The organism is Cupriavidus sp. C3SS-1, from assembly GCF_057073755.1.
This window is the reverse complement of sequence record NZ_CP172701.1, coordinates 235385-247901: the sequence shown is the minus strand read 5'-3', so window position 1 is coordinate 247901 and position 12517 is coordinate 235385. Positions and strand designations below refer to the sequence as shown.

General features: G+C 62.1%; 10 protein-coding genes and 3 pseudogenes. 6 read left to right on the top strand and 7 right to left on the bottom strand.

Annotated elements, in window-relative coordinates; all coding sequences use genetic code 11:
• Positions 1–21 precede the first annotated feature (21 nt).
• Genes ACIGJC_RS29660 through ACIGJC_RS29650 form a run of 3 tightly spaced genes read right to left on the bottom strand, consistent with a single transcriptional unit; the run spans position 22 to position 5035 of the window.
• Complete coding sequence (locus ACIGJC_RS29660) at positions 22–531, bottom strand: acetone carboxylase subunit gamma (RefSeq protein ID WP_483715114.1); 510 nt, start codon at positions 529–531, stop codon at positions 22–24.
• Positions 532–554: 23 nt separating this feature from the next.
• Positions 555–2879 carry a hydantoinase B/oxoprolinase family protein gene (locus ACIGJC_RS29655; protein ID WP_483715112.1) on the bottom strand — a complete coding sequence of 775 codons (2325 nt, stop codon included), beginning with the start codon at positions 2877–2879 and terminating at the stop codon, positions 555–557.
• Positions 2880–2890: 11 nt separating this feature from the next.
• A complete protein-coding gene (locus tag ACIGJC_RS29650) occupies positions 2891–5035 on the bottom strand; it encodes a hydantoinase/oxoprolinase family protein (RefSeq protein ID WP_483715111.1) in 2145 nt (714 codons plus the stop codon).
• A 428-nt stretch (positions 5036–5463) separates the two neighbouring features.
• On the opposite strand from ACIGJC_RS29650, the gene ACIGJC_RS29645 reads away from it, so the two are divergent.
• Positions 5464–6009: a lecithin retinol acyltransferase family protein gene (locus tag ACIGJC_RS29645; protein WP_483715110.1), complete on the top strand. Its 546-nt coding sequence runs from the start codon at positions 5464–5466 to the stop codon at positions 6007–6009.
• Between the two features lie 276 nt (positions 6010–6285).
• The gene (locus tag ACIGJC_RS29640) at positions 6286–8382 is read left to right on the top strand and encodes a sigma-54-dependent Fis family transcriptional regulator (RefSeq protein ID WP_483715109.1); all 2097 of its coding nucleotides are present in this window, start codon (positions 6286–6288) and stop codon (positions 8380–8382) included.
• 138 nt (positions 8383–8520) lie between these two features.
• On the opposite strand, the gene ACIGJC_RS29635 is transcribed toward ACIGJC_RS29640, so the two are convergent.
• The 4 genes and pseudogenes from ACIGJC_RS29635 to ACIGJC_RS29620 all read right to left on the bottom strand — a co-directional run bounded on the left by ACIGJC_RS29635 (position 8521) and on the right by ACIGJC_RS29620 (position 10310).
• Entirely contained in the window at positions 8521–8781 is a 261-nt protein-coding gene (locus ACIGJC_RS29635; RefSeq protein WP_483715199.1) for a cytochrome P450, read from the bottom strand.
• On the bottom strand, positions 8781–9608 hold the full coding sequence (locus tag ACIGJC_RS29630) for a cytochrome P450 (protein ID WP_483715107.1): 828 nt from the start codon (positions 9606–9608) through the stop codon (positions 8781–8783). The genes ACIGJC_RS29635 and ACIGJC_RS29630 overlap by 1 nt, the downstream gene beginning before the upstream one ends.
• A gap of 127 nt (positions 9609–9735) precedes the next feature.
• Positions 9736–9882 (bottom strand): annotated as a pseudogene (locus ACIGJC_RS29625) (8-amino-7-oxononanoate synthase); the annotation flags it as partial.
• Positions 9849–10310 (bottom strand): hypothetical protein, encoded by a 462-nt coding sequence (locus tag ACIGJC_RS29620; protein WP_483715213.1) that lies wholly within the window; start codon positions 10308–10310, stop codon positions 9849–9851. The gene ACIGJC_RS29620 and the pseudogene ACIGJC_RS29625, both read right to left, overlap by 34 nt.
• 311 nt (positions 10311–10621) lie before the next feature.
• Here ACIGJC_RS29620 and ACIGJC_RS29615 point away from each other — a divergent pair.
• The 4 genes and pseudogenes from ACIGJC_RS29615 to ACIGJC_RS29600 all read left to right on the top strand — a co-directional run.
• Positions 10622–10851 (top strand): annotated as a pseudogene (locus tag ACIGJC_RS29615) (TolC family protein); the annotation flags it as partial.
• A gap of 5 nt (positions 10852–10856) precedes the next feature.
• Positions 10857–11042 carry a hypothetical protein gene (locus ACIGJC_RS29610; RefSeq protein WP_483715106.1) on the top strand — a complete coding sequence of 62 codons (186 nt, stop codon included), beginning with the start codon at positions 10857–10859 and terminating at the stop codon, positions 11040–11042.
• 138 nt (positions 11043–11180) lie between these two features.
• A complete protein-coding gene (locus tag ACIGJC_RS29605) occupies positions 11181–11372 on the top strand; it encodes a hypothetical protein (protein WP_483715104.1) in 192 nt (63 codons plus the stop codon).
• 14 nt (positions 11373–11386) lie between these two features.
• Positions 11387–12375 (top strand): annotated as a pseudogene (locus ACIGJC_RS29600) (SulP family inorganic anion transporter); the annotation flags it as partial.
• Positions 12376–12517: the final 142 nt, after the last annotated feature.

Sequence of the window (12517 nt, the reverse complement as noted above, 5' to 3'; positions counted from 1 at the left end):
CCGCCGTTCCTCACGCGACGATCAGTCCGGGGCACGCTCCGGGACCGGTAACTGCACCCATTCCTTATAGAATGCCTCGATGTCTGGCTCGAAGTCATGGATCACCGGATACCATGGCGTGGGTGCCTCGACATCATGCATGGTGCCGCAAGACGGGCAGTAGTACTCGCGATATACCTGCCACTGGGTATCGGGCGCCATCAGCTTGGGATAGACCTCGGTCATCGCCTCCTCGGTGTCGCGCACGTAGATCGAGGCATGCAGTTTCCAGTTCTCGCGGTAGTCGCAGAACTCGTGGCCGCAGTCGCACTTGGTCACCCACGCCTTGGACTTGGCCGACTGCACGATATACATGTGCGGGCCGAGTGGGAGCACGATGCGGTCCGGGAAGCTCACCTTGGCCTGCAGGGCGGCCAGGTACTGCGCGAACCGGCTGTCATCCTTGGGCATCGAGAGCATGCGGAAGGTGGTTTCCCAGTCCAGGGAACCTTCGACGAGGTGGGCAACCTGTTCATTGGTGTAGGCAGACATTGTTCAGCTCCTAGATTCGGTGATTACTCTTCGACCTGGACGACGGTGGTGACGTCGGGCAGCAGGGAGAGGTCCATGCGGTGCTTGGCGCCGTAGGACGGCACGCCCAGTTCTTCCTCCGGCAATTGCCAGTCCGCGGGAAGATTCCAGAATTCCTTGAATTCCCGTGTGAACTTCTCCGACAGGGCGAAGCTGGTGGCAAACATGTGTTGCACCTGTACGGCCGCATGCTTGTTGAGGATGCGTTCGCGCTCTTCCTTCATCCACTCGCGGGTTGGCAGGGAGCGGTCCAGGCGCTCCTTGCGGATCTCGGAACGGCGGGCCTGGGTCTTGCCCGCGTCGACCGTGAAGACGCCCTTGGCGTCCTGGGTGAAGACGGCACCATAGACCTTCTGGGCGTACTCCGGCAGCAGGAACTTCTGGTTGAGGTCCGCCTCGATGGCTTTCGGATCCCGATCGATCGGGTCGCCGAAGCCCGGGCCCCCGCGCAGGTAGTTGAGGTACAGGTCGTGGTTGGCGTAGCAGTCCTCGGTGGTGATGCACTGCTTGTCACGCTTGATCACGGCAGTGGCATCGATGTGGCGCTCGTAATCCGGCTTGCCCGGATCGATGTCGCCGCCCAGAGGCAAGGAATCGCCAATGGCGATGCGCTTGTCCAGCCCTGTCTTGTGTGCCTCAAAGCGATAGCCGGTGGCGGAAGGGTAGCCGCCCATCATGCCCCAGTCGCTGTTCATGAACCCGTTGCCCATGAAGAACATGGTCCAGTCCTGGGCGTTCCACACCATGCGCAGCGTCTCGAAGCCGCAACCGCCACGGTACTTGCCGTAGCCGCCGGAGTTGGCCTTGACGTTCCGGCCGAGGTAGAGCAGAGGCTCTGCCATCTCCCAGATCTCGATATCGCCCATATCGCCTTCCGGGTTCCAGATGGCGGCGGCATGGTTGAGACCATCCTTGACCGCGCAGGCGCCGGTGCCGCACGAACTGGCCTCGAAGCTGTTGACCGCGTGGATCTCGCCGTCCTGGTTGATACCGCCACCCTGCAGCCAGTTGGAGGTGTTGGCGTTGCCGGCGTTCACCTCTTCCAGATAACCACGGCTGAAATACGATTGGGACAGGCCGCGCCACAGCGCCGCCCAGCCGGAGACCAGGAAGTGCCAGGCGTAGGCGTGGCCGGTGCGGCGGTCATCCGGATTGCACCAGGTACCCTTTGGCAGGCGAAACTCGGTGGCGAAGTAGGCGCCGTCGTTGATGCGCTGTGTGGGCACCAGGGTCTGGCACATCATCACCCAGATACCGGAAGTGAATGCGACCTGATGGGCGTTGAAGGTGTGCCAGCCCCAGCGGCTCGCGCCCTCGAAGTCCAGGCGCCACTTGCCGTCCGGCCTGATGGTCATCTCCACCGGCGAGTGCATGATGGAGTCCAGTTTGGCAAAGGCGTTGGAGACCTGCACGTCGTCATGCTTGTAAGGCACGTCGACAAAGGAGACCTTGCGGTACTTGCCTGGCAGGGTCATGGCCTTGATGCGGCTCTGCAGTCCGCGGCGGCCTTCTTCGATGACCTCGAAGGCAAACTTCTCATAGGCTTCGATGCCGTCGGCGCGGATCACTTCCTCCACCAGCTCGCGGATCATGTGGCAGCCCGCGATGCGGGTCTTTTCGTCGAGGATCCAGTACTTGGGCGTGCGCACCGAGCGCTGGGACTCGTGCAGCCAGTCGCGCAGCGGCTCGTCGTTCACCCCGGTCTTGCGGCAGGTGATCATGTAGCCGTCGCCGAAGCGCTGGGTCTGGCCGGTGGACATCGAGCCCGGCGTCACCGAGCCGGTGTCGATGACGTGCGTGACGCCGCCGACCCAGCCGATCAGCCGGCCTTGCCAGAAGATCGGGACGATGGTGGCGATATCGCAGGGGTGGACGTTGCCGATGGCGCAGTCATTGGTCGTGAACATGTCGCCGGGATTGATGCCGGGGTTGGCTTCCCAGTTGTTCTCGATCATGTACTTGATTGCCGCGCCCATAGTGCCGACGTGGATGATGATCCCGGTCGAGGTCAGGACGCAGTCGCCGGCGGCGTTGTAAAGCGTGAAACAGAGTTCGCCTTCCTGCTCGACGATGGGGCTTGCGGCAATCTTCTTGGCGGTTTCGCGAGCGTGTACCAGGCCGCCGCGCAGCTTGGAGAACAGCTTCTCGTAGCCGATCGGGTCGCTGTCCCGGAATTCCAGCTTCTTGAGGCCGTTGTAGTGGCCGGTGGCCTTGGTGCGCTCGATGATGCCGTCGCGGTGCTGCTTGAGTGTCTGGCCGTTCTGCAGCAGGTCGGCGAAGCCGACTTCCTTATTGCTCATCATGTTCATGGCGGGTCTCCTTACTTCACTTCCTTGAGATGGAACAGGCGGTGCTTGTCGATCGTGGTTTCGAAGCCGTCGGGGACGACGAAGGTCGTGGCGTCGGATTCGATGATGGCGGGACCCACGATGTGATTGCCGGCCTTGAGGCCTTCCATCTTCCAGAGCGCGGCATCCACCCACTTCTTGTGGCGGTAGAACGGACGGGTGCCAAGATAGGCTTCCTTGGGCGGCGTCGGCCCGGCATCCGGGTCCTCCGGCAGCACCGGCTTCTGCGTCACGACGGTGCCGCGCAGGATGGCGCCGGTGATCGAGAAGCCCAGTTCCGGCGAGCGCGCGGAGCTTGCATAGACGCGGCCGTAGGTGTTCTCGAAGGCGTCGACGATGTGGTCCCAGTCGGCGGCGGTGGCGGCGCTGGTCACCGGCGAGACGATCTCGAGGTCATTCAACTGACCCATGTACTGCATCTTGTAGCCGGGGATCAGCAGCACGTCCTCGGGCTTGTAGCCGTTGAGGACGAACTCGTCGATGACCTTGACTGCCAATTCAGACCAGGCTTCCTGCAGGCTCTTGCAGGCGGCTTCCTTGTCGGCGTCGGACGCGTGCTGGGCAACACCAAGGTCCACCGACTTGTCATAGCGGTACTCGAAGTCGGCGCAGGCGCAGCCGAAGGCCGAGAAACCGGCTGCCCAGGCTGGCACGACGACGTCCTTGAAGCCGACGCCCCCGGTGTAGCCGTAGGTGTGCACCGGGCCGGCGCCGCCGTAGGAGAAGCAGGTGAAGTCCGCCGGGTTGTAGCCCTTGGCACTGATGTTGGCGCGCAGGTACTCGGAGAGAGTGAGGTCAAGCAGTTCGATGACGCCGGCGGCGGCATCCTCGACCGACAGGCCAAGCGGGTCGGCGATTTGCGCCTTGATGTGGTCGCGGGCGCGCTGCACGTCAAGCTTGATGGCACCGCCCAGGAAGTTCTCCGGGTTAAGGTAGCCCAGCACGACGTGGCAGTCGGAAACGGACACCGTGTCGAGTCCGCTTTCGGGCCAGCAGGTACCGACGCGGTAGCCAGCGCTGTCGGGGCCGAGCTTGATCGATTTGCTGTAGGGGTCGAGGCGCACAAAGCTGCCGGCGCCGGCGCCGACCGAGTCCATCGCCACCAGGGGCAGGGACAGCACCAGGCGGGCCATGTCGGGGTCGGACTTGATGGCGAAATTGCCCTTGGTGATCAGGGCCACGTCGAAGCTGGTGCCACCGATGTCGGAGCAGGCGATGTTCTCGTCGCCGAGGTACTCGCCCAGCAGCTTGGAGCCGATGACGCCGCCGATGGGGCCGGAGACGATCGTGCGCGCGAGCTCCTTCGCCTTCCAGCTGATGGTGCCGCCGTGCGTGGCCATCACCCGCAGGTCGAACCTGGCGCCGTGCTTCTTGAACCGGTCGCTCACCTTCTTCAAGGTCTGGCGCGAAGGCTCTGCGCCATAAGCCTCAAGGATGGTGGTATTCATCCGGTGGCTCTCCTTGCGCGATGGGTAATAGTCCACCGAGGCGAAGACCGGGATATCCGTCTTCAGCTTTTTCAGCTCATCGCGCACGATGTCACGGGCGCGCTGCTCGCTCGATTCGTTCTTGTGGGATTGCAGCAGGCAAATGACGATGGCTTGTGCATTGGCCTCTACCAGTTCCCGGGTAGCCTGGCGGACCTCATCTTCACGCAGCGGGATGACGACCTTCCCCTGCACATCGGTACGCTCAGTGACACCACGTGTGCGTGAGACGGGCACCAGCGGCTCGTCGTAACGGTGGGTGTTCAGGTGAATGCGGTCCTCGAGTGCATAGCCAAGATAGCTCTGCAGGGCGCGGCCCATCGAATGAATCTGCTCAAAGCCGCGGTTACAGATGAGGCCAACGTCGAGGCCCTTGCGCATGAGAATGCGGTTGAGCATGGCCGTACCGGAATAGACACAAGTCACTAGTTCGGGATAGACGTCGTCGACTGTCCGGTCCCAGTGAGCGAGGGCATCTTCGGAAGAGTTGTAGATGGCAAGCGATTCGTCGCCGGGATTGCTCTGCGCCTTGCCGACCACGAAGCGGCCATCGGAGCGCACGAAGAATGTGTCGGTCATCGTGCCACCGGCATCGATGCCCATCACCTGTACGGTGGACTGCGGTTGCATACTGCCTCCTGTCATTGGTGTCGTCATGGTGGGATTTCCCACGACTCATCCTTGGCAAAGCTTGTGCCAGGCCGGCCGGGCACAAGCGAGCAGCCCCGCAAGACGATTGAAATCAACAAGTTGCCCGCATGCCCTGACCATTTCGCTGGTCGCTGGGGACTTGTTGTCGCTGTCCGGATTCACGACGTCCGGCGCAGCGGTGTCTGGAAACCGGACGTTTTCTGGCGAGCGATCGATGCACCGTCCCTTGGAAGCTCAAGCCCTGACGGTCGTCCAACGCGGGTCACGCCATGCATTGGCATGCAGGCCTGCCTTCGCAGCCGCAATGGACGTCGACTTTCCAGTGCTCTGCGACGCAGATCGCCTGTAGCGCTGGCATGCGCTATGCACGGGTCTCACGCGAATGGCAGCGTGAAGTGGTGAAGCCCATGAAGAATTCAACGAGGTCAAGGCGACGGAATGTCGAAGCGGTTGCCGACACGGACTTGGCGATCGGAGCCCATCTCGTCACCGAACGGCTCTGGTACGCGCATCATGGCGTCTACGCCGGGGGTGGCACGGTCGTGCATTACGCGGGCCTGTCGCGGTCACTGCGTCGCGGCCCGGTGAATGAAGTCACGCTCGCAGAATTCGCGCAGGGGCATCTGGTCTGCGTCCGGCAAACCCCCGACGCTCGCTTCGCTGGTGTGGAAGCTGTCCAGCGAGCCTACTCCCGCATCGGCGAGGATCGCTATCGCCTGATTTCGAATAACTGTGAGCACTTCTGTATGTGGTGCTTATATGGCGAGAGCCGCAGCGAGCAGATCGATGTATGGAAGTTCCGGGCAAGCGATTTGGTCGCGGCCGGATTCAAAGTTGTCAGGCTGCTCACGGTCGCAACCTCAATAGGTCTGTCCTTGCTTCGTGCAGTTTCCCGATACCGATTCGGAGGCGAGGGCCGTGCATTCGCGAACTCGACGCAATCCGCTTCCTGAGCCCGCGCGCTGGTGCATCGGGCCAGACCTTAGGGAGTCGGCACGGATGGGCTATTGACATTCGCCACTTTTCACACCCGTTCGTCGCAGTGGCGGTTACTGCTACCGGGCTTGTGGGCTGTCCGGTTTCCGGACACCCTGAAGCTGCGATGACCGGAAACCGCACACTGCCCGATTGGCATGCTGCAAGGCACAAATTGTTGATCCAGAAAGAGATTGTTGACTTGGTGATGGCACGCGGATACGGTTACTCCAGTCAACCAAGAGCGACCGCCCATGCCGTTTTCTCATTGCGGCACCCTGATCCCTCGCATCGGCGACGAGCCCGTCGTGGCTTCCGCCTGGGAGTGCTTTGTGCAGCACCAGCCGCTGGAAGTGGCAGGTGTGCGCAGTGTCGTCCTGGCGTCGTGGCAGCGATGTCGTTCGGAGGCCGTTGACCCTGCCAGGCACTCCGCACCGGGGGCGGCCGCCGAACGTGTCCGCCAGTTGCAGCGACAGAACCGGGAGCTCTGCGAATCCGCGCGACCGGCACTCGAGAGCTTGCGCGATATCCTGCGGGAATGCGGCACGCTCATCATGCTCTGCGACCCAGGCGGAACCGTACTCCACCTCAATGGCGAGACCAGGGCCCGCAGCGTTGGCGAGGGGATCAACTTGGCCACCGGTGGCTGCTGGAACGAGGATGTCATCGGCACCAATGCCATCGGCACTGCCATCGCCACGGCCGCTCCGGTTCAGATCCATGCCGACGAGCATTTCTGCCTGGACGTCAAGCGCTGGACTTGCGCCGCGGCTCCCATTCTTGACCCATTTAGTCGAACCCTGCTGGGAGTCGTGGATGTTTCTGGCGTCAAGGAAACCTTCCATGGCCACACCCTGGGCCTGGTGGTGACTGCTGCGAGGCAGATCGAAAGCGAACTGGCCCGACGCGACGTTGCTCTCCACGAGCGGCTGCTGACCCGAGCCATCGATCATTTCATCCGCTACGCCAGTGACTACGTTGTGCTCGTCGATAGCCGTGGGCGCGTTGTCCGTACTAACGGAAATGCGCAGGCGGCGCGGGAGCGCTATGAAGTGCGGCTGCCATCGGAAGTTGGCAGCCAGGTGCCAGGACTCAACCTCGCACTATCCGAAATCGATCGGTCCTCCCAACGCCCGGAATGGCTGCGTCCCGAATGGCTGCACCCTGTGAAGGACCATGACGGCGTGCTCGGTACGGTGCTGGTGATCCCGCTTGGTGCGCGCCCGAATCGAACCGCTGTATCGCTGCCCGCGGCCAATGTCACGGCCACGGTCAAGGCAACGACGGCAGGAAACGATGCGTTTGGTGAAATCATAGGGGGAAGCGAGGTGCTGGAGGCGACCAAGGCGCGTGCGCGGCGCATCGCCCCTCTCGATCTGCCGGTACTGCTCCTTGGCGAAACGGGCGCCGGCAAGGAGCTCTTTGCCAGAGCGCTGCATCGGGCAGGCAATCGCCCCGAGGGACCGTTCATTGCCGTCAATTGCGGCGCATTTACCCGAGAACTCCTGGCCAGCGAGCTCTTTGGCTATACCGATGGAGCCTTTACGGGCGCTCGTCGTGGTGGCCTTCCGGGAAAGTTTGAGCAAGCCGAGGGGGGCACGCTCTTCCTGGATGAAGTCGGCGAATTGCCGCTTGACATGCAGCCCAACCTGTTGCGCGTGCTGCAGGATGGTGTTGTGGTTCGCCTGGGCGACACCCGCGAGCGGCGCATTTCGGTGCGTGTGATCGCAGCCACTAACCGAGATCTGCAGAAGGAGATCGCTGCCGGGCACTTCCGCGAAGACCTGTACCACCGCCTCTGCGTGGTCAGCCTGCCACTACCGCCGCTGCGCGATCGGCCTGGCGATATCGAGGCAATCATCGCGCATCTCAATGGCAAACTCGCACGCAAATATGGCTGTGCGCCCAAGCAGCTTGAACCCACCGTGCATCAGGTGCTTCTAAGCTATCGCTGGCCGGGCAACATACGCGAACTCCAGAATGTCTTCGAGGTGATGTTCGCGCTTAGCGAAGGCAACATCATCGATACTTCCCTGCTACCCCCGAGCATCGCACAGACGGCAAAGGACACACTTCCCATATCGACCTCGACGCGGATATCTGGCTCATTTGGTCGTCTTGACCAATTGGAGAGACAAGCGATACTCGATGCGATTGCGAACGCCCACGGAAATATGTCGATGGCCGCCCGGACTCTGGGTATCTCGAGGAGTACGCTGTACGTGAAAATGGCCACCATTCGGGCTGAGCGTTCCTCGATTGGACCCTCGGTGCCTATTTCCGCCCCAATAGAATCGCCTTTGCGAAAGAGCGCTATTCATCGACAGGCCGGAAATTCCAGGAAACCATGAAACCCGTAGAGGGCATGCGTCACCCATAATGTCCAGGCGAGCCGCTGCGATTGCCGGCGTGGAGAAAATCCGGAAACCTGTGCTTTTGCTTTCTGAGGGGCGGGTAATACGTTGAGGATGCCTCTGTCGGGCAGACCGTCACCGCCCTTGTACCCTAAGTTTGGCTAATCCTCGGTAGACCGGATTGCGGTTCCAGTGCGGTTCGGCGTCTACGAGAGAAAGCGCGGGCCAATGGCGCAGAATTGCCCGGAACACGATCTCCACCTCCATCAGTGTCAGCGCGGCGCCAATGCAGACATGGGGGCCATGGCCGAACGAAAGGTGGGAGCCTTCGCGTCGAGTGATGTCCAGTTCGTCCGGGTTGCGGAAGCGCGCCGGGTCGCGATTGGCGGCACCGATCAGGGCAACGACCAGATCGCCGCGCCGCGCCCATGCAGCATCAGGTCTGTGGCGACCCGACGTCCCGTGTACTGGACCGGGCTCTCATAGCGCAGCAACTCGCGCAGGGCATTGGGCAGCAGTTCCGGGGTTTGCTGCAGGCGCTGCCATTGCTCGGGATGGCTCATCAGAGCGTGCAGCCCGTTGCCAAGCAGATTGCGCGTCGTTTCATGACCGGCAAATAGCAGCATTGCGCATTGCGCCAGTAGTTCCGCACCGGCCTCGATTTTGCCGTCGGCCTCGGCGTACAGCAGATGCCCGATCAGGTCCCGCTGTTGTGGCGGCGAGAGATCCGTGTCCTGTGCTTTTCGCCGTGCCAGCATCGATTCAAAGGCTGCCGCCATTTTGAGCAGGCTGACCTGGGCGCGTCGTTTCAGCGCCGCGTCGGGATCCGGTGCACCGATGAAGACGGCCAGGTCTTCGGACCAGGAGAGGAAGTCCGGCTGGTTCTCGGCGTCCATGCCCAGCAGCCTCGCGATGACCATCGCCGGCAGCGGCCTGGCGATCGACTCCATAAAATCGAATTCCTCCACGCCCGCGAGCCGCTCTATCAGCCCGGCGGTCATTTGCTCGATGGTGCCGGCGAAAGCGCGCAGGGCAGCCGGACGGAAGCCGGCATTGAGCACCTGTCGCAGCCTCGTATGATCGGGCGCGTCCAGGAACAGCATGGCCCGGCTGAGCAAGCGCTGGAAGGGGCAAAGCTCTTGGCGCTGGCCTTCGCTGCCACGCATCACCCAGCCTCCCGTGCGCCGCGCGGAATACCGGGGGTCGCGCAGCACGGCTTCCACATCGTCGTGCCGGGTCAGTAGCCACGCACCCCCGAAGAACTCTTCACTCCAATGGATGGGCCCGAGCGCGCGCAGCGCGTGGTAGGCAGGGTAGGGGTCACGCAGGAAGGTGTCATCGACCAGGTGGCCACCGGGCCAACTCGCTTTCCAGTTGGTGGTGGGCGAGCGAATGCGCGTTGACGAGTGGGGAAGCGCCGCAACCCGTGCCGTAGCGCTGGGCCCCCTCCGCGAAAGCTGCGATCACCGTCGGGTGGCTTGCCAGCCCGAGGTAGTCGCCAACTGAACCAGGCCGCAGCCGAGCGCGGCGCTGGTGCCTTGACGCGCTACCGCCGGACTGCGCACACCGGTTGCGCACCTCACCAGACGGTCAGCGTCAAGGACGGTGAAGCACGTCCTCTGCTGAGCTTTTGCGATATACGCCACGATGTCGCGGCTGTCGGCGGAAAGTGGGATGTAACCCGGGAAGCGGTCTCGCTCCGGCGCGGTCGCAGCAACCTCTGTCGTTTTCGCCCCAAAATAACGACGGGCACGCCCTTCGCCGATTGCCGTAACCTGTCCGCCATCGATCCATTGGCTGATCCAGCGTTGTGCTGTCCGACGCGCCACGTCGGGATGCTGTGCCAGCAACTCGGCAAGCATCAATCCCACGGAGGCTTTCCGAATGCTCTCCAGCAGGGCGTAGGCAGTGGACCTGTTGGCCATGGCGCAGTTCGCTTGAGGGGAATGGCGTGATTGTGGCGCAGTTTGGGCCGCGAAGTGATGCGTGAAATACCAGACATGGTCAATGCGGAATTTTATCCAACCTCGGCCGTCTTATCCTCGCAAATAAAACGCAATTAATCGCCTGGCGTCAAACCCCCACCACCCATGGAGTTAGCGCCAATGAAATCTGGTCGATCCTGGCAAAGCTCCACATCTGTTCCAGGGCAGCCACGTTCGAACTTCCTCGGGGTGGCGCCGTCAATGCCTTGATCGAAACGGCGCTCGCCAACAGCCCTGACATTCGTGCCGTCCAGCGTGAGAACGTTATCGTCCTGCGGCGAAGAGAACCTCAGCCGAGCATGCCGCCGAATTGACGCGCCAGCGCTATCGCGCGGGCAAGGCCACCATGCTCGAATGGCTGGATGCCGAACGCACCCGCGTTCTGGCCCAACAGGACCGGATCTCTGGCGATTCCGGCCTGGTGGAGGACTTTGTTTCGCTGCAGAAGTCTTTGGGGTTGGGCTGGCGTCGCACAGGATAGTGGAAGTGGGTGCCGTCAACTTGCTGGTAAAGGCAAAACTGCGGGACAAGGAGCAATTAGCCGGATCGCTGGGTTTTGTCGACGAAGCCTACATCCCACTCTCGGTGCCGATCTGCGGGTACCAACTGCGGCAAATCAGAGACTCGGTCTGGAATCTGGGAAATTCGGAGAATCGTGGCCGCGATTTTTAAGCAATTACTGGCGGAAACTTCGCTGCAATACGCCTAATAAGGCGATTTCCCGTAATGCCACAATGCCCACCTTCTAGCGGGTTTGTTTCTCGTGTCATTCGATGAACCCGGGCGGGCAACGCCTACGTGGGTCCAGGCTTGAACGTGCCGCACAGCGGGATCGAAAATCTGGGCAATGGCAAGCCGAGTGCGTTGATCCGCGAGGGTTGGCCCGGTTCGCGCATGTCTGTGATCGATGAGAGGAAGCTGTCCGATGGGGAGTTGAAGGACCTGCGGGTGTATCTGCACCATATGGCGGACCGCAAGGCATCGCCGGGTGCAGGGTCCTGACGCCCAATGGGCACATGAGGCTACCATCCATCTGTTACGCATCTGCAGGACAAGAACAATAGGAGGAGTCGTGACCACAACCGATTCGACGCACCCGACAGACAGCGCGCGCGGCAGTAGTCCGATGCGCGACGTGATCTCCGGCTGTTCGATTGCCGGTCTTTTACTGCCTGAGGCCGTGGCATACGCCGGCATCGCCAATCTTCCGCCACAGGCGGGTCTGATCGGCTTGCTGATCGGTCTGGTGGTGTACGGCCTGCTGGGGACCAGCCGCTTCGCCGTGGTGTCGGCGACATCATCTTCGGCCGCCGTGCTGGCCGCCATCACAGTATCGATTGCCGGTGGCGATCTGGCACAACGCCTGCTGCTGGCCGCCGGACTGGTGATCCTGAGCGGCTTCTTTCTTGTATTGGCTGGCCTCGCCCGGCTCGGTGGCATTACCGAATTCATTGCCAAGCCGGTGCTGCGAGGTTTCACGTTTGGGCTGGCCCTCACCATCATCCTGAAGCAGGTGGCGAGCGTGGCGGGCGTGCACCCGACCCATGGCGACCTGCCGCGATTTACGTACGAGTTGATCCAGGCGGTATCGGTCTGGAACGTGAACGGGCTGATCGCCGCGCTGGTCGTGCTGCTGTTGCTGTTCGCGATGTCGCGCTGGAAGAACGTACCCGGCCCGCTGGTCGTTATCGTGCTCGGCATAGTGCTCGCCCACGGGGTGGATCTACACCACTACGGCATCGGGCAGGTCGGCACGATCGATCTGGCCGGCGTCTCGTTCGATATCCCTGACCTGCCTCGCACCGAGTGGCTGCGGCTTGGCGAGCTGGCGTTTGCGCTGGTCCTGATTTTGTATGCGGAGTCGTATGGTTCGATCCGCAGTTTCGCGCTCAAGCATGGTGACAAGACCTCGGCCGATCGGCATCTCGTTGCGCTGGGCCTGGCCAATCTGGTTTCGGGTTTGCTGCACGGCATGCCCGTGGGCGCGGGCTACTTGGCGTCCAGCCGACGCATAGTGAACAAGCTTTCGGTGAAGGTGTCTGCGCCGCGCATGCGATGTCGGAGAGTGATTCGTGTCGATCATCTCAGATCAACGTTTCGATATGTCGATGCGCTGACTCGTGGTTGAGGTGCAACTCACCAGACGA

Bases quoted from the DNA above. Each gene is read 5' to 3' on its own strand.
- ACIGJC_RS29660 (WP_483715114.1), bottom strand. From the start codon at position 531: ATGTCTGCCTACACCAATGAACAGGTTGCCCACCTCGTCGAAGGTTCC.
- ACIGJC_RS29655 (WP_483715112.1), bottom strand. From the start codon at position 2,879: ATGAACATGATGAGCAATAAGGAAGTCGGCTTCGCCGACCTGCTGCAG.
- ACIGJC_RS29650 (WP_483715111.1), bottom strand. From the start codon at position 5,035: ATGCAACCGCAGTCCACCGTACAGGTGATGGGCATCGATGCCGGTGGC.
- ACIGJC_RS29645 (WP_483715110.1), top strand. From the start codon at position 5,464: ATGAAGAATTCAACGAGGTCAAGGCGACGGAATGTCGAAGCGGTTGCC.
- ACIGJC_RS29640 (WP_483715109.1), top strand. From the start codon at position 6,286: ATGCCGTTTTCTCATTGCGGCACCCTGATCCCTCGCATCGGCGACGAG.
- ACIGJC_RS29620 (WP_483715213.1), bottom strand. From the start codon at position 10,310: ATGGCCAACAGGTCCACTGCCTACGCCCTGCTGGAGAGCATTCGGAAA.